General features: G+C 60.1%; 18 protein-coding genes. 10 read left to right on the plus strand and 8 right to left on the minus strand.

Annotation, left to right across the window (positions count from 1 at the left end; genetic code table 11):
* Positions 1–11 precede the first annotated feature (11 nt).
* From P2T68_RS10715 to P2T68_RS10725, 3 genes are all read left to right on the plus strand, one after another.
* Entirely contained in the window at positions 12–1,517 is a 1,506-nt protein-coding gene (locus tag P2T68_RS10715; protein ID WP_003821143.1) for an efflux transporter outer membrane subunit, read from the plus strand.
* Positions 1,518–1,566: 49 nt separating this feature from the next.
* Positions 1,567–1,953, plus strand: a complete 387-nt coding sequence (locus tag P2T68_RS10720) for a MerR family transcriptional regulator (RefSeq protein WP_015912830.1) — start codon at positions 1,567–1,569, stop codon at positions 1,951–1,953.
* Positions 1,954–2,032: 79 nt separating this feature from the next.
* Complete coding sequence (locus tag P2T68_RS10725; RefSeq protein WP_021204989.1) at positions 2,033–3,229, plus strand: MFS transporter; 1,197 nt, start codon at positions 2,033–2,035, stop codon at positions 3,227–3,229.
* 46 nt (positions 3,230–3,275) lie between these two features.
* On the opposite strand, the gene P2T68_RS10730 is transcribed toward P2T68_RS10725, so the two are convergent.
* From P2T68_RS10730 to P2T68_RS10750, 5 genes are all read right to left on the minus strand, one after another.
* The gene (locus P2T68_RS10730) at positions 3,276–3,779 is read right to left on the minus strand and encodes a ClbS/DfsB family four-helix bundle protein (RefSeq protein ID WP_058143954.1); all 504 of its coding nucleotides are present in this window, start codon (positions 3,777–3,779) and stop codon (positions 3,276–3,278) included.
* 245 nt (positions 3,780–4,024) lie between these two features.
* Positions 4,025–4,567 (minus strand): ester cyclase, encoded by a 543-nt coding sequence (locus P2T68_RS10735; RefSeq protein ID WP_058143955.1) that lies wholly within the window; start codon positions 4,565–4,567, stop codon positions 4,025–4,027.
* Between the two features lie 215 nt (positions 4,568–4,782).
* A complete protein-coding gene (locus tag P2T68_RS10740) occupies positions 4,783–6,246 on the minus strand; it encodes an efflux transporter outer membrane subunit (RefSeq protein ID WP_063893102.1) in 1,464 nt (487 codons plus the stop codon).
* 7 nt (positions 6,247–6,253) lie between these two features.
* Entirely contained in the window at positions 6,254–7,165 is a 912-nt protein-coding gene (locus P2T68_RS10745; RefSeq protein WP_058143957.1) for an HlyD family secretion protein, read from the minus strand.
* A 201-nt stretch (positions 7,166–7,366) separates the two neighbouring features.
* Positions 7,367–9,430 carry an FUSC family protein gene (locus P2T68_RS10750; RefSeq protein WP_058143959.1) on the minus strand — a complete coding sequence of 688 codons (2,064 nt, stop codon included), beginning with the start codon at positions 9,428–9,430 and terminating at the stop codon, positions 7,367–7,369.
* A gap of 544 nt (positions 9,431–9,974) precedes the next feature.
* Between P2T68_RS10750 and P2T68_RS10755 the strand changes: the two genes are divergently transcribed.
* Complete coding sequence (locus tag P2T68_RS10755) at positions 9,975–10,673, plus strand: FadR/GntR family transcriptional regulator (RefSeq protein ID WP_058143991.1); 699 nt, start codon at positions 9,975–9,977, stop codon at positions 10,671–10,673.
* Positions 10,674–10,884: 211 nt separating this feature from the next.
* On the opposite strand, the gene P2T68_RS10765 is transcribed toward P2T68_RS10755, so the two are convergent.
* The gene (locus P2T68_RS10765; RefSeq protein WP_323540057.1) at positions 10,885–13,143 is read right to left on the minus strand and encodes a TonB-dependent siderophore receptor; all 2,259 of its coding nucleotides are present in this window, start codon (positions 13,141–13,143) and stop codon (positions 10,885–10,887) included.
* Between the two features lie 12 nt (positions 13,144–13,155).
* On the minus strand, positions 13,156–13,572 hold the full coding sequence (locus tag P2T68_RS10770; RefSeq protein WP_058143960.1) for a hypothetical protein: 417 nt from the start codon (positions 13,570–13,572) through the stop codon (positions 13,156–13,158).
* Positions 13,573–13,754: 182 nt separating this feature from the next.
* Between P2T68_RS10770 and P2T68_RS10775 the strand changes: the two genes are divergently transcribed.
* The 3 genes from P2T68_RS10775 (at position 13,755) to kdsA (ending at position 15,764) form a co-directional block, all read left to right on the plus strand.
* Positions 13,755–14,453 carry a DUF305 domain-containing protein gene (locus tag P2T68_RS10775; protein WP_058143961.1) on the plus strand — a complete coding sequence of 233 codons (699 nt, stop codon included), beginning with the start codon at positions 13,755–13,757 and terminating at the stop codon, positions 14,451–14,453.
* 10 nt (positions 14,454–14,463) lie between these two features.
* The gene (locus P2T68_RS10780; RefSeq protein ID WP_058143962.1) at positions 14,464–14,721 is read left to right on the plus strand and encodes a glutaredoxin family protein; all 258 of its coding nucleotides are present in this window, start codon (positions 14,464–14,466) and stop codon (positions 14,719–14,721) included.
* Between the two features lie 170 nt (positions 14,722–14,891).
* On the plus strand, positions 14,892–15,764 hold the full coding sequence (gene kdsA, locus P2T68_RS10785) for a 3-deoxy-8-phosphooctulonate synthase (protein ID WP_058143963.1): 873 nt from the start codon (positions 14,892–14,894) through the stop codon (positions 15,762–15,764).
* A gap of 49 nt (positions 15,765–15,813) precedes the next feature.
* On the opposite strand, the gene mobH is transcribed toward kdsA, so the two are convergent.
* Positions 15,814–17,685 carry a MobH family relaxase gene (gene mobH, locus P2T68_RS10790; RefSeq protein WP_058143964.1) on the minus strand — a complete coding sequence of 624 codons (1,872 nt, stop codon included), beginning with the start codon at positions 17,683–17,685 and terminating at the stop codon, positions 15,814–15,816.
* A gap of 315 nt (positions 17,686–18,000) precedes the next feature.
* Between mobH and P2T68_RS10795 the strand changes: the two genes are divergently transcribed.
* From P2T68_RS10795 to P2T68_RS10805, 3 genes are all read left to right on the plus strand, one after another.
* Positions 18,001–18,627, plus strand: coding sequence for a hypothetical protein (locus tag P2T68_RS10795; protein ID WP_047219624.1), 627 nt, complete (start codon positions 18,001–18,003; stop codon positions 18,625–18,627).
* Positions 18,628–18,639: 12 nt separating this feature from the next.
* Positions 18,640–19,272, plus strand: a complete 633-nt coding sequence (locus P2T68_RS10800; RefSeq protein WP_058130708.1) for an RES family NAD+ phosphorylase — start codon at positions 18,640–18,642, stop codon at positions 19,270–19,272.
* An 84-nt stretch (positions 19,273–19,356) separates the two neighbouring features.
* Positions 19,357–19,728 (plus strand): DUF3742 family protein, encoded by a 372-nt coding sequence (locus P2T68_RS10805; protein WP_058130706.1) that lies wholly within the window; start codon positions 19,357–19,359, stop codon positions 19,726–19,728.
* Positions 19,729–19,745: the final 17 nt, after the last annotated feature.

A 19,745-nucleotide genomic window follows, 5' to 3' on the forward strand; every position in this document is an offset into this window, starting at 1 on the left:
GGACATACGACATGAAAACATCTTTCGCATTCACACGACCCGCCAGGACGCTGGCGCCGCTCGCCCTCGCGGCGGCGCTGGCTGGCTGCTCCATGGCACCGAAGTATGACCGGCCCGCAGCGCCGATCGACACGGCCTATCCCTCGGGCGCGGCCTATGTGGAACTGGCGGCCGCGACGCCCGACGACGCGATCACGGCCGAGATCGGTTGGCGGGACTTCTTCCGCGACCCGCTGCTGCAGCAGTTGATCGGCATTTCGCTGGAGAACAACCGCGACATGCACAAAGCCGCGCTCAACGTGGAGGCGGCTCAGGCGCTGTACCGTATCCAGCGTGCCGAGATGCTGCCGAACCTGGGCGTTTCCGCCCGCGGCGCGTCAGAGCGCGTACCGGCCGACCTCAGTACCACGGGGCAAAGCGACGTGCTCCGGCGCTACGACGTGGCCGGGGTGACGGCCGCCTGGGAGCTGGACCTGTGGGGCCGCATCCGCAGCCTCAACGACCGGGCGCTGGCGTCCTACCTGGCCCTCGACGAGACCCGCATCGCCACGCAGATGAGCCTGGTGTCCGAGGTGGCCAGCGCCTACCTCACGCTGCGCGCCGACCAGGAACTGCTGCGCCTGACGAGCGACACCCTCGCCACACAGAAGCGCTCCTATGACCTGACCACCCAACTGGTGGAAGCGGGAAATTCCACGCAGCTCGACCTGCGCCGCGCGGAGATCGCGCTGCGCACCGCCGAGGCCAACCGCGCCGCCTACACGCGGCAGGCGGCCAAGGACCGCAACGCGCTGGTGCTGCTGCTGGGCCAGCCGCTGACGCCGGAGCTGTCCCGGCAGCTTGACGAGGCCGTGGCGCTGCCGGACGACATCGTGCCGACCGACCTGCCGAGCGGCCTGCCGTCCGAACTGCTCGCGCGTCGGCCGGACATCCGCGCCGCCGAGCAGATGCTGATCGGCGCCAACGCCAACATCGGCGCGGCGCGGGCCGCGTTCTTCCCGACGATTAGCCTCACGGGCTCGGCGGGCACGGCCAGCGCTTCGCTGGACGGCCTGTTCGATTCGGGCTCGCGGGCCTGGAGCTTCCTGCCGCAGATCACGCTGCCCATCTTCCGCGGCGGCGCGTTGCGAGCCAATCTGGACGTGGCACAGGTACAAAAGAGGATCGAAATCGCCAACTACGAGAAGTCTATCCAGGCGGCCTTTGCTGAGGTGGCTGACGGCTTGGCGGGCAAGCGCACGCTTGATGAGCAGATCCGCTCGGAGCAGCTCCTGGTAGCGGCTAGCCAGAAAGCCTACCAACTAGCCGAGCAACGCTTCCAGGAAGGCGTGGACGACAACCTCACCTTGCTCGATGCGCAACGCACACAGTACGGTGCGCAGCAGACCCTGGTGCGCACGCGCCTGACGCGGCTGAACAACCTCATCCACCTCTACAAGGCGCTGGGTGGCGGCTGGACTGAGCACACGGTGCAATCGGGCGCCACCGGGCAACCATCCGCCCGGTCGCCGGGATAAGGGCTATGCGCAACGGCGGCGTTCCCCATCGTTGCGCACGGAGAACCGGATGAGGATCGGTGAACTTGCGCGCTTGACGGGCACCCCCCCGGAGAACATTCGGTTCTACGAGCGGGAGGGCCTGTTGCAAGCCCCGGAGCGGTCACGCAACAACTATCGGCGCTATGGCCCGGCCCATGTCGAACGGCTTCACCTGATTCGCAACTACCGTGCCTCGGGAATCGGCCTGGATGACGTGCGCCGCCTACTGGGTTGGGCACATGAGGGGTTCCTGGAACCTGAGCTGCTAAGGCAGGCTGTCCAAGGCCATCTCGCCTGTGTTGAGGAACGCATGGAGCAACTGATCCAGGTGAAAGAGCACCTGCTCGCATTGGCCCTGCACGGTGCTGCTTCCGCCGGGGCTTCCGAGGATGGACCGGCTCGCGATGGTTCGTGAGCATCGCATGTCCATATAACTGAATATATATTCATGCGTGTAATATTTCCGGCCAGACAAACGAATAAGAAAGACGCCCATGACCGACCAGAGCATCACGCGCCGAAACATCGGCGTTCTCACCGCCGCGCAGGCGCTCGGCGGCGCCAGCGCGCCCATCGTGATGTCGCTGGGTGGGCTGGTCGGCCAGCAGCTTGCCAAGAATTCGGCCTGGATCACCTTGCCCGTGAGTCTGTTCGGCCTGGGTCTTGCCATCGGCACCTTGCCTGCCGCCTTCATCATGCGGCACCATGGCCGCCGCAACGGATACGTGGTGGGGGTCGGCTTCGGCGTGGCCTCGGGCCTGATCGCCGCGTTGGGCATCATGCTGGCCTCGTTCTGGATCTTCTGCGCCGGCACCTTCCTGGCGGGCTTCTACGGCGCGTATGTGCAGAGCTACCGCTTCGCAGCCGCCGACACCGCCGAGGACGCGCTTAAGGCCAAGGCCATTTCCTGGGTCATGGTGGGCGGTCTCGCGGGCGCCATCATCGGGCCGCAGTTGGTGATCTTCACGCGCGATGCGGTAGCGGGCACGCCCTACGTTGGCAGCTTCCTCAGCCAGGCGCTGCTGCCGCTGATCGCCTTGCCGATCCTGCTGATGCTGCGCACGCCGAGCCAGACCCAGGCCGAAGCAGTCGCCGATAGCGGTCGGACGGTGCTGCAGCTCTTGGCGATGCCGCGCTATCTGCTGGCCGTGGCTGCGGGCGTGGTGTCCTATGGGGTGATGGCGTTCGTGATGACGGCCGCGCCGGTGGCGATGGTCAACCACGGGCATTCGGTGGACAACGCCGCCCTAGGAATACAGTGGCACCTGCTGGCGATGTTCGGGCCGAGCTTTTTCACAGGACGACTGATGGTGCGCTACGGCAAGGAGCGCGTGACCGCCGTCGGCATGGTGCTGCTCGCCGCCTCCGGGGTGGTGGCCCTGGGCGGGCTCGGCCTGTCCCACTTCTGGGGCTCGCTGGCGCTGCTGGGCATCGGCTGGAACTTCAGCTTCATCGGCGCGACGGCGATGGTCACCGATTGCCACACCCCGGCCGAGCGCAGCAAGGCGCAGGGCATGAACGATTTCTTCGTCTTCGCCGCCACGGCGGCCGTGTCGTTCCTCGCGGGATCGATCCTGCACAGCTCGGGCTGGCAGGCGGTCAACTGGATGATCTTCCCGGCCCTGGCGCTGATCCTGGTGCCGCTGCTGTGGCAGGCCGCGCGAAAGCCGGCGCTGCCAGCTCCGGTCTGATCGGAGCGGTGCAAGAGGCGCTCCGCGCAGTGGGTCGCCTCGGCCGCTACAGCACCTGCTTCCACTGGCGCAGCCTCGACAGCGCGTCGTCGTAGGCGGTGGAGGTGAAGAACTGGATCTTGCGCCCGAGGGTCTTCATCGGGCTCAACGCGGGATCGAAAAGCGAGGCGTTCGAATGGTGCGCCACGCAGTCGAGCACCCGGTCCTGTCCCTCCGTGAGCATGGCTTCCAGCTCGCGAAGGTCTCTGCCCGCGAAACGGCGCTGGAAGCCGGCAGAAAGACGCTCGGCCCGCTGCGCCATCGCACTCGGCGAGTAAAAGGACGCCGAAGGTCCAGGCGTCCGATCATGCGCGAACTGCAGGATCATCGTGTTCCAGACGATGACGTCCACCAGGATCATTGCAGCGCTGGTGTGACGGCGCTGTTCTTGCCAGATCATGGCGATGTGCCTGTAGTGGTCCGCGGGGACCGTGGCGGTTACCACCTCCAGCTTTCGGTGGCTGGTGCGAACCTTATCTAGGAGTTCTTGTTTTGTAGTCGGTAGCTTCATTCGGAATCCTTAATCCATTGAGAATGCGCGTGTTTGTTGGTCGGCATGCGCTCCCCTATTCGAGTGTTGAGATAACGCATGCGTAACACTGAGTATTCCGACGTGGCTAGTTGCGCTCCCTGCGACTAATAAGCCACTGATGGCACTATGGGGCTTGCCATCGTTGTAACGTCAAGCGGGTGATGCGCGACTGCTCGGCGAGGTCAGCTATTCATGGAACGCCGAATGCACGGGTCCGACTTGTGCTACGGCTGAAGCTGCTTCTGCATGGTGTTGTGGTTGTAGTAATCGCTTGCGTAGACAATTTTTCCGTTCAAAACGCGGAAAAAACTCGCACCGAAATAACTGATATTCGTGCTGGAGGGTGACGTCTCGCCACTGTTTCTCTTGGTGGCGGTGAATTCCCATTCAATCGCTACGCCATCGTCGGATGAAATCGGTTGCGAGCGGATTTTCATTTTTCGATCAGGCAAAATTTGCTTCAGAAACTGCGAGACTTCGGTGATGGATTCCGGCCCGGTGCGGGGTACTTCATTACTAGTATTGAAATAGACGACGTTGGAGTCGAGAACTTTTTTCATATCATTGGTTTTCCCGCTATTCCAAGCTTCAAGGTATTGTCGAACCACTTTCACATTCTCTGGCTCTTGTGCTTCCTGCGAGGTGGCGCTATAGGCGAACGGGGCCAGGATAAGAAACATGGCTCCCAACGCCTGCACTGAGCGATGGCGCAGGCCCTTTGACGATTGAAATGAATGGGATGCCCAAGTGTGCTGCATGTGTTTCATAGCCGAGATTTTCTAAAGTCTGTTGAAATGAAGCCCGATTCAAAAAAATCGGTAGGTAATTTCTCTGCCATTAAGCTAATAAGGTTATGCTGTGATTGACTCCGAGTTGCTGTAACGGGACAACGGATTTCTATATGTACTTCGGTGAATAATGTCGGTTAATAGCGTTGGTGAGATGGTGTATCCCTGTGTCGGTAATTGGCTCGAGACTTGGGCTAATTGATTGTGCTCTGCTTGGTGGATTGCGCGGTTTCGGAAGGGGTTTCTGGATAAGCCGTTTGCCACCCCCCACCTAATGCCTTGGCTAGGCTGACCATGTTGAGCGCTTTCTTGGCCTTACTTTCGATCAACTGGTCTTCAGCCAAATAAAGCGACCGTTCGGCGGTTAGCAACGTTAGGTAATCAATCGTTCCAACCTTGCGTTCTCTCAAGGCGCGATCGTAGGTCAGTTGGCTGTCTTCCTGTGCCCTCATCAAGGACTCCTCGCGAACACCTTCCTGATGGGTTTGGGTCAACGCATCTTCGACATCGCGGAAAGCGATCTGGACCTTTCGCTGGTAGTCCAGCCTTTGGCCTTCCGTGGTTGCCTTCGCGGCACGAATGCGCGCCTCGCGTTGCCCTGAGTCAAACAAAGTTTCCGAGCCTGCCAGCGTCACGCTCCAGATCAGGCTCCCGGCTGAAAAAAGTGAACCGTAACCGCTCGCCGCTGTTCCCAGTGTCAGTGGGATCCGGAAGCGGGGAAAGAGATCGGCAACGGCGACATTGGCTTTGGCTGTTGCCGCGGCAAGTTTTCGTTCCGCTGCCCGAATGTCGGGTCGATCCCGTAGAACCTGGGAGGGAATGGACACAGGCAACGCTGGGGGGGCGGGAACCGGAGAGGTGGATTGCGCCAACTCGACTTGCCAATCGCCGGGAAATCCGCCGACGAGAACGGCAATTGCGTGAGAATGTTTGCTCACCCTGGCATGCCAGATCGGCAACTGCGCGACCGCGGCCTGCCATTCCGCGTGTGCCTGCGTGAGACTAGATGCGTCAACGATCCCTGCACTGCGAAGACGCACATTCGTGTCGTAGGTGGCCTTAGTACGTGCGACATTGCGTTCAGCGATCGCCAAGCGCTGTTGCTCCGAACGCAGCTCGATGTAGTTTGACGCAATTTCGGCCAGCAGGCTCGTGAGAATGGCCCGCCGATCCTCCTCAATGCTTCCTGCGGTAGCATCAGCCGCCTCAATAGACTGCTTGATTCGCCCGAACAGATCAGGCTCCCAACTTGCCTCAAACTCGACTGTTTGGGCGTTAGACACGCCAATTCCTCTAGGCCAATCAACGAGTGGACTACTGCGTTGATCCAAGGTACTCGCTGCAATGCCTAACTTCGGCCCACGATCCGCAGAAATGGCATCGCGCTCGGCGCGCGCTGCCAGCAGGCGCTGCGAGGCGATTTTGAGGTCAAGATTGTTTGCAAGCGCGCGGTCAACGAGACGATTGAGTAGAGGGTCGTTGAAGGCTTTCCACCACGTCTGAAGCTCGGCCACATTGTCGGAGGCATGCTGCATTTTCTCCTGCTCGGCCCAAGCGTTCGGCACGAGTGGTACCGGCTTTTCGTAGCGAACGGCGTGAGGAACTGCACAACCGGATAACAATGCGAGGACGATGGCAGCTGTAATTGGAATTCGCATGGCAACCTCACAGGACCTGTTGAGCCCAAGCGAGCAGACGCCCCTTGGGGATTGACGTGCCCACGGCAACACTGCACGTCATGCCGGCAGCAAGCCTCACGTCGGGAGGCACCTTGTCGATATGCACACGCACCGGGATGCGTTGGGCCAGTCGAATCCAGGTGAAGACTGGACTGACGCTCGGCAGGCCATGCTGATCGGAGTAGTCGTTGGTGTCCGCCACGCCGCGACCAATACTGGAAACGTGACCTTGGATCAGTGAATCGAAGCCCATGAGACGAATTTGCGCTTGGTCTCCGGGAGCGATATGCCTGAGCTTGGTTTCCTCGAAATATCCGGTAATCCAGAAACTGTCCGGATCTAGGATCGCGACCTTGCTGGTACCCTTGGTCGCATAGTCGCCAGTGCGTAGGTGGAGATTTGTGATATAGCCGTCAACGGGTGCCACGACCGTCGCTCGCCTGACATCTAGCTCGGCTTTGGCCAGCTCAGCTCGTACACGATCCACTGCCGCCCGCACTGCACGCACGTCACCGTTGGCTTGATCGATTCTTTCGTTGGCGATGATGTCGCCACCGAGCGTATTGCGCCGTTTAGCAAGATTCATCTTAATTGCGAGGTCGGCTTCATGCTGCTCAAGCTCAGCCTTCTTCTCCATAACTTCAAGTTCGAGATCCTCAGTGTCAAGCCGGTAGAGCACGTCTCCCCGGTTCACATGCTGGTTGTCCTTGATCGCGACTTCGACAACGGTGCCGGAAACTTCCGGGGCAATCTGTACAACTTCGGCACTCACGCGCCCGTCGCGCGTCCAAGGGGAAACTACATACTCGCGCCATAGCACCGAGATCAGCCATGCCATTCCAGCGACTGCCAGAAGCGTGAGAGAAATCCTGAATAGAGGTTTTAATGTCATTTTCATAGAAGACTCGGAATCAGAATAAAAGGACGAAGGCTGTGATGATCGATACGAGTAGGGAGAACTCAAACAATGCCGGATGCCAAAAAAGCCGTATCACGCCTGTCCTCGCCAGCACCGGGCGGATTCCGAGAAATAGCAGCCACGCTACGACGATGTAGAAGAGCAGCGGAGGCATGTAAATGCCCGCGACTGAAAATTCACTTAACATTGCGAGTTTCTATCGTTGGTGGCGAACCAGTCGCCGTGAAGTTCGACTAACCCACCCATATCTCGGATGCAGGCGGAAATACGATGGATAGCCCTTCGATTCGTCTGGTGGGTATCTGCAGAAGCGTGGACGACTTCACTGATAACGGCCAGACGCTTGCCCGTCCCTTGCGTGGGATTCCCGGCCTCGTTCAACGCCTCGGACGCTTGTTGTCGCACCGAGGCGGGCACCTCAGTATCCTGCAGCGTTAGGTGCAGCCTCGCCGAGGACCGACCTAAATGCAGCACACCAACACACTTGCTCAGCAGCGTAGAGGCGTAATCTTTATCTCCTTTTAGGTTCGCCACAATCCCGGCCAATCGATGGTGCTGCAGGTGTTCCCACACTAGCCGCGGCCCGCTGTATCCGCTACTGATCAACTGGCGGACATCGTTGCGAATCGCATTGCTTAAGCGGCCGGCATTTCTGCGCGGATCGTGCGGTAGGATCAGTTTTAGGACATAGACGGTTGCGATAACTGCGATCATCCAGCCAAGCGCGTAATTGAAGAACGCTGACATGTCGTAACTCATCAGGTTTTTCTCTCCAATCAGCGTGTTGAAGGCGACCAGGTATCCCATTCCGGCAAACGCATAGTTTGGTTTCGTGATTGCGTAGAAGCCAGCGATCCAGAATGGCAGCATCACAGCGATCATCAACGGAAAGCCCTGCACATGTGGTAGCAGGAAAAATCCGCATAAGAAGGCAGGCGCTATGGCTGCCGCCGTACCTTTGACGAAGGACACTGCGCCTGCAACCGGGTTGCCTGTCATCGCCATGAGAATGCCGTAAGGAGCAAGCAGCAAGATCGCAGTTTGCCAATTGCGCCAGCCCGTCAGCAAACCCAGTTCGCCGACGAGAGTGATGAAGATCAGTGCGCGGATTCCGTTTTTGATCGCGCTATGCCAGTCCCGATGAAAGCGAAAGCTGGCAGTACGGTGCGCACGCGGGCTGTGCAGTTGGACCAACCCGATGAGTGCAGCCTCCCAGTCGCTGATCACTTCTATCAGACGGTCCAGTTTGATGAGTGCGGTGGAACTTCCTCCTTGCGACTCGGTCTCGTCCACCATCCGGTTTAGCCTTCGACGAAGCTGAGCCACTTTTTTAAGGGCCTCTTTAAGTTGGCTTTCTTCGCCACTCTCGACCAGCTCGATGGCTTGGGCTAGCAACTCGACAGTTTGGCCCGCTGCCGCGCGCTGGGTGTGGTCTTCCATATCCAGTCGTATGGAGGACTCCGTCGCTCCTAGGAGTGCGCCAAAGAGTGCGGCCAGGCCATCCCTGACGGCAACGGCACGAACGGCGACCTCCGGTGACTCCGCGCGGCTGACTTCGAGGAGGTCGTCAATGGCAAACAGTGCGGCGATCTGCTCGGGTGTGGCTTGGGAGGCAGGTTCGCCGCCATTACGAGTCCGCGCAAGGATGAGCCGACCCACTTTCCCCAATTGCAAAGCGATGGCCGACTCCAGCTTCTCACGTGTTGCACGGCGTGAGAACAGGGCGCTGACCACGCCAAGACAGACGACACCGACTGCAACAGTCGCTATACGGGTTGCCACACCGTTGAAGGCATGTGCGGGATTTTCCAGTACCTCATAAGCCGCGAACCCAACGGTGTAGCCAAGGACCGCAAAGGTGGTCGAGCGGAAGTGGCGCGATACGGTCGCCGCAGCGCTGCACATGCCCAGCCACAGGCCATAGCCGATCAGAAAGAGTGCCGGCGCCTGAATGGTCAGACCCAGCAGAACGATAGCGGCAATCCCGCCAATGATCGTTCCGGCCAGGCGCGACGCGCCCTTGCCGAGCGTGGCACCTTGACTTGCGCTGGCGACGAGCATGACCGAGTTCGCCGCTGAATAGGCGCGGTCTAGTTGGAGCGAATAGGCCACGGCATAAGTCAGCGCGACCGCAGCCGCGGAGCGGAATACATAGGCCCAACCCGGCGTAAGCACGTTCACAGAAGTCAGCGCCGTGAGCGCATGTTGCGCATAGCTCCGACCTTTCAGAAGCAACATGTTCATTGATATTTAGATCCGTGGGCTCGAGGCTCAGGCAAGCCAATCGTTAGGAGTCGTTGAGCAATATGAATGATTGCAACTATTGCTATTTAAACATACTAACATCCTATGTATAGGAAGGGAAGTGACAGCCTAGGAAGGGGGGCATGGCGAGATCGCCACACGTGTAGCGCTGCGTTTGGGGGCGGCTTTCACAGCCGAGGCATTCGAATGTTTGCGGTCGCCGGAGGCCGTGTGGAAACCCCTTGTCAACTTGAAGATACGTCCGGTAAAGTTTGCGGACGTATTGAACGCAGAGGTCAACATGCCCAGATACATCGAGAGTCAAGACAGGCAGCAGGTCATGCTGCTGCCGGAGTGCCTGGGCGGCTCATGAACGAGTTGGAGTTGCGGCCTTGGAGTTCAGCGGCATACAGCCCCCCTCCAACGCCCCTCTGCGCTGTTGAAGCTCCACCTATGCGGTTAGATGCATCACCAGATGCGAATGCGCTATTATTGGGTGAATCCATGTTGGATGATCCTATCTTTTGAGTATTACCGAATCGCGATGACTGATGGCACCACACTTCCGCACGCGCCGAGGCGCTCCCTGGTCGACACGACGATTGAGCTGATCCGCCGTCAGATCGAGAATGGCGTCTGGCCGGTGGGTGAGAAGATTCCGAAAGAGCAGGAACTGGCTGACATGTTGAACGTAGCTCGCAACACCGTGCGGGAAGCTATTCGCGTGCTGTCGCATGGGCAGGTGCTTGAAGTTCGGCAAGGAGATGGCACCTATGTGCGCACCAATGTCGATCCTGTCGAGGTCGTGCGTCGTATTGGCCGTTCGAGCCTGCGCGAGCACCTTGCGCTACGCTGCATGCTCGAAATCGAATCCGCGCGGCTGGCAGCTATCAACCGCTCCAAGGCGGACTTGGCGATGTTGCGCCGTCTCCTGAAGGCGCGCGGGGAGCAAAGCGATCATGAATCGCGCGCCTTGTTCGTGGACGCCGACACGGCCTTTCACTGTGCCATTGCGCGGGTATGCGGCAATAATGCGCTGTCCGAGTTGTACCGCTACTTTTCGAACTCCGTTCGAATGAACACTTTGGCCGTACTGGAGGATGAAGACTTGCCTGAGCCTGGCCTGGATGTCCATGAGGCGATCGTCGATGCGATCGAATGCCAAGACCCAGACGGAGCCGCAGAGGCTGTGCGTAATGTCATGGCACCGCTGGTCACCGCGCTGAATCATCGTTCGGCGTAAGGCGAACTGCCCCCGTTTCACCCCAATACGGAGCCTTGCCGATCCTTCGCCGTCGACACGCCGGGTGCTCAGGTTAGTCGCGCCTTTAAGCAGTTTTGTTCAGAACGATCCGGAAGACCACATCCAGCTTGTCGTGGGGCAGGAAGCAGCATCACGAGACTTCTATCGGGCGATAGGATTCACTGCAGCTTGCACATTTCTCGCTCCATCGTCAGGCTATCTTGTCGCCCGACGATGGATAGCGAGGGATAGATCGTGCAGTCAGAGCTTGTAGCTCAGCGTCAGCATAAAGTTGCGCGGCGCGCCATAGACGACTTGGTTGTAGAACCCGCTCATAAGCGTGTAGCGCCGATCGGTTAGGTTGTTGACGGTCAGCATCAGGTCTATGTTGCGTGTTGCCCGATACTTGGCCATCAGGGATGGCTAGTGCGTAAGATTTCTGTTCCACATTGACGCTGGCACCTTGCGGGTTTGTTGCGCTCTGGTAAGTGCCGCTTTGCCACGTCACCCCCCCGCCAACGGTCAACTTAGACCAATCGCCGGGAAGCCGATAGGTGGTGAATAGACGCGCAGTTGTGCGCGGAAGGTACGCACTTAGCCGCTCGCCCGTAGCGTCAGTGGAATTGAAGTGGGCAACGCCCCCATAGATGTTCCAGTCATCGGCCAGTTCCCCCTGGAGGTCGAATTCGACACCTCTCGACTTTGTCCCATTCACGGTGTGATACGCCCACGTACCATTTGGTAGTGCGTAGTTTTCCGCCTGCGCCAAGTTATCGAGCCGCGTTTCAAACAAGGCGATCGAAGCATTCAGGCGCCCGTCTAAATATTCACCCTTCAACCCGACTTCGGTGTTTTTCCCATTGGTTGGCGGGAGCACCTGGTTGTTGACATTCCGGTAAGACGACTGCGGATTGAAAATTTCCGTGTAACTCGCATAGGCTGAGTAAGTGTCGTTGATGTCGTACACGACACCTGCATATGGGGTGAACTTGGCAGTCTTTTTGTAATGCGTAGATGTGATGCCGTCGAATTCGTCGAGTTTATAGTTGTTGAATCGCCCGCCTAGAATAGCTTTCAGGGAATCCGTTAGGGAAAGGCGCACGGCGCCATAGACGCCGCTTTGTTCGATAGTGGTATGCGTGCTGGTGAAACCGTTCGCTGCGAAATTTGGTTCAGGATACTGGCCGTCATAGCCGAAAATACTCGGCATAGGCGTTAAAGGATAAACAAATCCACTGTTGTATTCATCCTCCGTTCGACGAGACGCCAGAACCCCTAGGACCAGTTCATGCTTGCGGCCAAGTAACTCGAATGGACCACTGACCATTGTATCGAAGCTGTTCTGCCTGGACGGAGTTGAATCAGAGATCGCCAGCGGGATCATCCCCAAGCCAGTGTCTCGGTCTGGATAACCGAGTGGCGAGAGGAGTCGAGCATTGGACTTCGACCGCTGATTGGTAATGGTCGCGTTCAGTTTCCAGCCATTTTCGAATCCGTGTTCGATACCAATGAACGCGTTTTCTAACCGGTTGTCCCAGCGGGCCCAATCAGGCGCCATGGATTTCGAGCGCGACCAATTTGTGTTTGATCCATCGCTAAACCAAAGCGGCACGCCGCCCCAGGTGACGCCTTTGGGCTTGATGTCCTGATAGTCATAGCCCATGCTCAGCACGGTATCGGGAGTGAGATCGACCTCGACTAAACCAAAGAAGGCGTTCTTCTTCTGCTGGTATCGATCTTGATATGAATGCCGATCTTGAGTGACGCCCACGATTCTGGCGCGAACACGGCCATCCTCGGTCATCGGAGTGGAGACATCTAGCATGCTGCGATAGTTGTCCCATGATCCTGCGCTCACCGAGGCATTTGCTTGGAACTCGCGCGTCGGCCTCTTTCTCACCAGGTTGATCGATGCAGACGGGTTGCCTGCGCCCGTGAGCAAGCCCGTGGCGCCGCGCACGATTTCGATGCGGTCATAGAAGGCCGTGTCTAGAAAGCTTGCGCCATTGACGAAGCCGGTCGGGATACCGTCGTATTGGAAGCTATCAATAGAAAAGCCCCTTGCATGGAAAGTCACTTGCTCGCTGCCCAAGGTGCGAGAGCCGACGCCTGTTGACTGTGCTAAGGCATCCTGAATTGTGTTGAGCTGCTGATCCTCCATGTGCTGCCGGGTTATGACAGTTACAGCCTGGGGCGTGTCCCTGATGGCAAGTGGCAGTCGCGTGGCGGCAGACGTGCGTGGTGTGGTGTAGGAATTTGAACCTTCGGTGGTCTCCGAGGAGGTTTCCCCGGTGACCGTTACCGCTGGGAGCGTTACAGCCTCAGGCACCTCGCCCTTTCCCGGGTCACCCAGCCCTTGTGCATCTGCCCCTGGCGCGGCCAGCACCAGCGCGAGACTGAACGGGCCGATGACCTTGCGACCCACGTAATTCGTGCTTGTAGCACGCGATTTATGTTCTGACTTTTTCATGGCGCGGGCCGCTCATACCGAATCGTTCATGCGACCACCGGCGAGAACGTGCCGGCCCAGACTCTCTGCCTCGTCACGGCTGGCGCGCGCGGCTTGCGGCGTGCCAAAGGCCTTTACGAGCATCGGCAGCATTTCCTCCAACTGCGCTCGCTTGGTCGGTTCGGGTTCTACATGTATGAGCGCCAGCAAGATGCCGTCCAGCATCTCCTTGTGGCTTTTCAGCCAAGCACCGCGCATGACGCGATCGTCGTGTGCCTCGTCCGGCCCGCCTGCGACGTAGATGAGGACAAAGGGCTTGCCGCGAGCGAGGAACTCATCCATCTCCGCGCACCAGGGGGCGCCGTAGCCTTCGTAGATGCTGGAGCCTTCGAATCGGACTATAGGGAAGTCGCTGGCGTCGTGAACTTTTGGCTGTTGCTGTTGCGACATGGTCTATTCCTTTCAGTTGATTTACATCCTAACATCCTACCTTATATTGAGATCTATTCGCAATTGGAAAATGGTTACTTGTCCTAGTGTTGCATCCGGGCACATGTGAGTCCGCCATATTGACCTTCCAACCATTGGAAGCAATACAGTGACCACATCATCAAGGTCCAAGGAGAATTTTCATGAATCTAAACAAGCTCAGTCTCATGTTCATTGCTGGCGCCGTGCTGGTTGCTGGAGGTTTGACAGTCGTCCAAAGCGGCCTGGAGTCCTCCGGCAAAATTGAACCGCCGACCAGTGCCAGCGGCGGACATGGGCATGACATACCTTCCAGCATGTCCGCGATCAATAGCCCCTCCACCATTGCCTATCGTGCCGTGACCAATGAGATGCACGCGGGAATGGGAGCGCAGTTCACTGGCAACGCCGACGGCGATTTCATGCGCGGCATGATCCCGCATCACCAGGGCGCGATCGACATGGCCAAGGTGGCGCTGCAGTACGGCAAGGACCCGGAGGTTCGCAAGCTCGCCCAGGACGTCATCACCGCGCAGGAAGACGAGATCGCCATGATGAAAAAGTGGCTGGGCGACAACGGCCAGCAGGCGACGACCGGCAGCTCGGGCGATGCCTCGACGGCCGCCTATCGTGCCGGCAACGACCGCATGCATGCGGACATGATGATCGACTTCAGCGGCGACGCAGATGTGGATTTCATGCGCGGCATGATCCCACACCACCAGGGCGCGATCGACATGGCCAAGGTGGCGCTTCAATACGGCAAAGATCCAGAGGTCAGCAAGCTGGCCCAGGAAGTCATAACCGCGCAGGAAGGCGAGATTGCCATGATGAAGAGCTGGCTAGCCGCTCGGGGCAAGTGAAGGTGCGACTATGCCCCAGGCCAACACCCCGTACATCCTCATCTACAGCACTCCGACGTGCCCGGACTGCCGGGCGCTGAAGGCGTGGCTGTCCCAGCAGGGCATCGCGTTTGAAGAGCGCGACCTGACCGACCCGAAGATTTCCGCGGAGGCTAAGTCACGAACCGGCGTGCGTGTGGCCCCGATCACGATCGTCGGCGACGACGTGTTCTATGGCACCTTCGCGAGCCAGAAGCCGAGGCTGATGAAGGCGCTCGGTCTTCAGTGAACCGCTGAAGGAAGACCGTGGTCACAGGCGGAGTCGCCGGTGCGGACCCCAGACCCTGTAAGCGCTGTTGCGGACGCGTCTGCACGCAAAGTCCAAGACCGTGGGGCATTCTTCGCCGACGACGCTCGGAGCTTTCACCTGCGGTCGTTGACATCACGAGAGGAAGTTTTATGCGATCGATATCATCAGCCACCTCCCTGCACGTCGCCATTTCGGAGGGCATCACAGTCGCCAACGACCTGCCGTTCGTGCTGTTCGGCGGCATCAACGTCATCGAGGATCTCGATACGACCCTGGCTGCGGCCGAGCACTTCGTGGAGGTGACGCGCAAGCTGGAAATACCCTTCGTTTTCAAGGCGTCATTCGACAAGGCCAATCGCTCGTCGATCCATTCTTTCCGAGGTGTCGGCCTGGACGAAGGGTTGCGGGTCCTCGATGCGGTCAAGTCGCGGTTCGGATGCCCAGTCTTGACCGACGTGCATGAGGTTGAGCAGGCCGTGCAGGTCGCAGCCATTGCCGATGTACTGCAAGTTCCGGCCTTCCTGGCCCGGCAGACCGATCTGGTGGTCGCCATTGCTCGCACCGGTCGGGTAGTGAATGTCAAGAAGCCGCAGTTCCTGAGCCCGGGCCAGATCAGGCATGTCGTCCACAAACTGCACGAGGCTGGCAACCCGCGCGTCCTGTTGTGCGAGCGTGGCACGCAGTTCGGCTACGACAATCTCGTCGTGGACATGCTGGGCTTCCGCGAAATGAGCCTTGCCAGCGGTGGCCTGCCACTGGTGTTCGACGTCACCCATAGCCTGCAGCGGCGAGAAGCGGATGCGTTGGCTTCGGGTGGGCGTCGCCAACAGTTGCCCGAACTCGCGCGGGCCGGCATGGCGGTCGGCATCGGCGGTTTGTTCCTCGAAGCACACGCCGACCCGGCGCATGCACGCTGTGACGGACCCAGCGCTCTGCCACTGGACGCGCTCGAACCGCTGCTGCGGCAGGTCAAGGTGGTGGACCAACTCGTCAAGTCGTTCGAGCCTCTTCGGATCGACTGAAGCCTGCCACCCGCTCAAACAGAACGTGTGGCACTTCCCCCTTAGTCGGCTATTTGAGCGACAGATAAGGATTGTTCGGTGGAACGGCATCGAATATGTGCGATGGATCTTCGAGCAAATATCCATGCACCTGGCGCGTTTTGCGAGGCCCCATGACCTCGCACGTCCTGATGTTCAGACCCGATGGCTGTTTCCTGTGGAGTCCGAGTTTTTCAAAGCGCTTCTGCACCCACTGCCAGTTCTGCAGGGCCGCGTCCTTTGCAAGCGGCCCAATGTTTGGATGCTCTTGTGCGTAGCGCTGGAAAATACCAGGGCTGATCAGGTAAACCGTGTCGGACACGGTATGTACCAGGGCCTTGGCGTCATTGATGATGAGCTTGCGGGTCTGGACGGCCTGTTTCAGCCAGGCCATGAAATGCTCGCCCGATGGCCGCCCGGTAAATGAGGCGGAATCGTGCGCGGCAGGCGCGGCGGTCGGCGCCGAAGGACCAGGGGCCGATGCGGGATGGTCGAGCGGCGCCGCTGCATCGTCGGCACCCTCTGGCGGGGCTTCGACGGACTGCTCCGGCTCAGGCGTTGCCTCGAACATCGCCAGCATGCTTTCCAGCGGGTCGGCCGGATTGCGCTGCGGGCTGGGAGGTATGGCGCGACTCCCGCCCGACTGATCTGGATGGCTGCTTGCTGCAGGCTCCTTCTCTGTTGCCGCCGCTGTTCCGGGTCGCAGTGCAGCGTCGTGCGCGGACGGGCGCGGCCCGTCCTCGGCCTCGCCGGCGTTGTCCACGGTCACGGTTCCCGCAAATGGGCTGGGTCGCTCCGAGGGCTCCCAGATCAGCGCCGGGGCCAGGCGCAGGAGCGTGAAGGCATGGGACCAGCCACTCTCACTGGTAATAGTTGCGCGCCAGATGGCCTTGCCGGAGGCGGTGGGCTGCAACATGGCATGATCCTGTAGCACGTTGAACACGGCCGTGTTGTTCGCGGGGATGCCATCGACCCCCTGGGACAGCAGGTGCGCGCGCAGCTTGTCCGAGACTGTCTTGCTCACCAGCCACAGCGCGTCCTCGGTGAGCCAGCCATCGGAGGCTTCGGGCTGGTTCAGTTTCAGCTCTTCCTTGAGCAGGTAGCGCAGCCCGTTGACCAGCTTGCGTTGGAGCGAGTGCTTGGGCGCGGCCATGGCACGCGCGGGATCGCCGCCCAATTCCTGAGCGACGGAGGCGCGGTCAGCCTGCACGACCAGCTCGCCCAGTACCCCGGCGTGCTCGTACTGCCCGGCCAGAACGTAGAGTAGCGGCGCCCACAGGGAAGGATAGCCACTGAGCCAGTCCAGCAGATCGCGGTCGAGCAGTTGCCGGTAGAGCAAGCCTGTCGCGGCGCTATGGAGCCGGTACTCGCGGTCGTCGCGGTAGCGGAAGCGGTACGGTTGGCGCAGCGGGCCGTGCCATGGGTGCCAGGTGCTCCCGTCGGCCAGCTCGACGTGCAGATCGACGGCAACCTTGCCGATGTCATGAAGCAGTGCGGCATAGGCGACGGCCGCAGTCCAGGCTTCGGCCTGCGCCGCTTGGTCTTCGGGGCTGGCCCCGATGGGCAGCAAATGGGACTGCCGCAGCTTCAGGCTGTAGGCGACGATTTCGAGGCCGTGATCGAGCATACCGCCCGGGTAGGCGTGGTGGTGCGCTTCGGAGGCCGGGAAGACCTGGACCAGCTCGGCGTATCGCTCCAGTGGCGCGCGGTACAGGGTGGCGAACTGCCGGCGCGAGAGCGAGGTGCGCTGCCAGATGTGTTCCAGCAGCTTCTGCCGGCGCGGGGTGGCCAGCAGCGATGCGGCCGACTCCGGCCGCATCAACCCTTTCGGGAGGTCGATGGCGGGGGCTGGAGACGTCGCGGCAGCGACCGGAGGCCGTTTCCGCTGGAACAGGGAGAGCATGTCGATGTCCTGATAGCGGGCCGGGCGGGAGGCCTTTTTGCCTTTTCGGGATAGGGCCTTTCCCCTTGCATCCCATTCCCTTGCCGTTTCGACCCTTTGGCCTTTCACCGTTTCGGTATAGCTGGGCCTGAGTTGCGGCTCCAGCGTCAATGCGGAACCCGCACGAATGGATTGGACGGCGAATTGGCGCTGGCCCCGGCCTATGCTGCCGGGACGCTACACCGCCAGGTGGGCTCCCACTCAGGCGATCAAGTTGACAAAGGCGACAAAGGCGACTAGAGTGAGTCTTGTCTCAAACCTACCTGGGAGTTGACCATGCCCACTGCGATCGAATTCATTGCCGACCGGCTGCCGCGCGTCACGGTGGAGGATGTGCGACGCTTCGCCGATACCGTCGAAATCCGGGATGCCCCGGCTTTCGCGGCCGAGTTGCAGGCGTTCATCCACGAGCGCGTGGAGGCTGTGACGCTGCCCGCTAACCTGGAAGGTGAAACGGTGGCGCAGGCCTTGCAGCGCAAGGCGGCCGCGTTGCGCTCCGACACGCGCTGGGCACCGACTGAAACCGACGTCCAGAGAGGCCGCGCCGTGCTGCTGGAAGCCTTCAATCAGCCGGACAACCTGCCGCCTGCCGAGTTCGCCAAGCTGGCGGACAAGTCGCGCCAGCAAATCTACAAGGACATCCTCGCCCGTCGGCTACTGGCGCTGAACGTGGGGCCGCGCGGCCAGAAGCTGCCCGACTGGCAGCTCGACCCGGTGAAGCAGCAGTTGACCCAAACCGTGCTCCAGGAGGTCGAGGGCATCGACCACTGGACGATCTACAGCGCGCTGTCCGAGCCGCTCGAAGGCTTGGGCGGTCGCTCGCCGGTGGATGCGGTGACGCATGGCACGATCGATGACGTGGCCGAGGCCGTGTTCAACGTGCTGGGCGTCCAGGTGCATTGAAGCGAGATCGCCATGAGCCACGAGCTGCCTTCGTTCCTGATCGATGACGGTGAACTGCTCCAGCATGTGAGCCGCGTCGTCTATCGGGGCAGCCCGCTGTACTATGGCCGCAGCAGCACGAATCGCTACGATGACCCGGCGGGGGCCTACGGCGTGCTCTACCTGGGGCGCGACCTGCCCACGGCGCTGATGGAGTCGGTGTTTCACAAGCACCAGTGGCTTGCGGACACGCAACGCTCGATCGCGCTGAAAGAAGTCCAAGCCCGGATGGTGCGCGCAGTAGGCGTGATGGACGACGTGCTTCTGGCCGATATCACGACGCCGGGCGTCATGGCGGGCTACTTCGGCCTGAACCTAGAGCAGTTGGCCAGCCGCGACTACACGCACACGCAGCAGGTGTCCGCCCAGGTGCATGCGATGCTCGCAGATGACGGCCAGGCGCTGTTCGACGGGGTGCTCTATCCGTCGCGCAACAACTATCCCGCTAAGAGCATCGCCCTGTTCGAGCGTGCGGGAGCGAAGGTTGGCGTCATCGAGGACATCGACCTGGTGGACCACGTGGACTGGCCGCATTTTGTTGCCACCTACCGCATCGGCGTTGAACCTGACCCCGGCCCGGTGGGGCCGGATGACGAAGCGTCCTGAAGCAGCAAGAAAACACATTGAAGCCGCAAACCGAATGAAGTGGAGCAAACTGGAATAGGCATTCCTTAACAGCAGGATACGACCATGAACACGACGACCCGCACCAGCACCGCAGAACGCCTCGGCCGCGCCTTTGGCCGCGGATGGCGCGCCTATGCGCGCGGCGAACGGCGGGCGTCGAATTGGCTGGTATTCAGGGGTGTGCCGCGAGCTGGTGCTACCGCACTTGTGTGGGTCTTCAAGCTGGCTGTGCTCGGGGTGCTGCTCTACGTTGCTTTCTGGTTCGCACTCGTGCTGCTGGGCGTGGTGGTGGCAGGATGGGCTATGAATCAGCACCATCCCGATGAAGAAGGGTTTGAACTGCAGTACCCAACCATTGAGGAACTGCGGGCCACGCCTGGCTACGATCCCAACCTGTACAACGATACCTCCCACGAGATGTACCAAGACGACTGACGCCGAAGGTCATTCGA

The organism is Pseudomonas sp. G11 (genome assembly GCF_029457515.1).
Taxonomy (GTDB): Bacteria; Pseudomonadota; Gammaproteobacteria; order Pseudomonadales; family Pseudomonadaceae; genus Aquipseudomonas; species Aquipseudomonas gorinensis.

Excerpts from the sequence above, each read along its gene's own strand:
- P2T68_RS10770 (WP_058143960.1), bottom strand. The coding sequence starts at position 13,572 with ATGTCGCAACAGCAACAGCCAAAAGTTCACGACGCCAGCGACTTCCCT.
- P2T68_RS10800 (WP_058130708.1), top strand. The coding sequence starts at position 18,640 with ATGAGCCACGAGCTGCCTTCGTTCCTGATCGATGACGGTGAACTGCTC.
- kdsA (WP_058143963.1), top strand. The coding sequence starts at position 14,892 with ATGCGATCGATATCATCAGCCACCTCCCTGCACGTCGCCATTTCGGAG.
- P2T68_RS10795 (WP_047219624.1), top strand. The coding sequence starts at position 18,001 with ATGCCCACTGCGATCGAATTCATTGCCGACCGGCTGCCGCGCGTCACG.
- P2T68_RS10755 (WP_058143991.1), top strand. The coding sequence starts at position 9,975 with ATGACTGATGGCACCACACTTCCGCACGCGCCGAGGCGCTCCCTGGTC.
- P2T68_RS10765 (WP_323540057.1), bottom strand. The coding sequence starts at position 13,143 with ATGAAAAAGTCAGAACATAAATCGCGTGCTACAAGCACGAATTACGTG.
- P2T68_RS10745 (WP_058143957.1), bottom strand. The coding sequence starts at position 7,165 with ATGAAAATGACATTAAAACCTCTATTCAGGATTTCTCTCACGCTTCTG.
- P2T68_RS10735 (WP_058143955.1), bottom strand. The coding sequence starts at position 4,567 with ATGAAACACATGCAGCACACTTGGGCATCCCATTCATTTCAATCGTCA.
- P2T68_RS10720 (WP_015912830.1), top strand. The coding sequence starts at position 1,567 with ATGAGGATCGGTGAACTTGCGCGCTTGACGGGCACCCCCCCGGAGAAC.
- P2T68_RS10775 (WP_058143961.1), top strand. The coding sequence starts at position 13,755 with ATGAATCTAAACAAGCTCAGTCTCATGTTCATTGCTGGCGCCGTGCTG.
- P2T68_RS10725 (WP_021204989.1), top strand. The coding sequence starts at position 2,033 with ATGACCGACCAGAGCATCACGCGCCGAAACATCGGCGTTCTCACCGCC.
- P2T68_RS10730 (WP_058143954.1), bottom strand. The coding sequence starts at position 3,779 with ATGAAGCTACCGACTACAAAACAAGAACTCCTAGATAAGGTTCGCACC.
- mobH (WP_058143964.1), bottom strand. The coding sequence starts at position 17,685 with ATGCTCTCCCTGTTCCAGCGGAAACGGCCTCCGGTCGCTGCCGCGACG.
- P2T68_RS10780 (WP_058143962.1), top strand. The coding sequence starts at position 14,464 with ATGCCCCAGGCCAACACCCCGTACATCCTCATCTACAGCACTCCGACG.
- P2T68_RS10750 (WP_058143959.1), bottom strand. The coding sequence starts at position 9,430 with ATGAACATGTTGCTTCTGAAAGGTCGGAGCTATGCGCAACATGCGCTC.
- P2T68_RS10715 (WP_003821143.1), top strand. The coding sequence starts at position 12 with ATGAAAACATCTTTCGCATTCACACGACCCGCCAGGACGCTGGCGCCG.
- P2T68_RS10740 (WP_063893102.1), bottom strand. The coding sequence starts at position 6,246 with ATGCGAATTCCAATTACAGCTGCCATCGTCCTCGCATTGTTATCCGGT.
- P2T68_RS10805 (WP_058130706.1), top strand. The coding sequence starts at position 19,357 with ATGAACACGACGACCCGCACCAGCACCGCAGAACGCCTCGGCCGCGCC.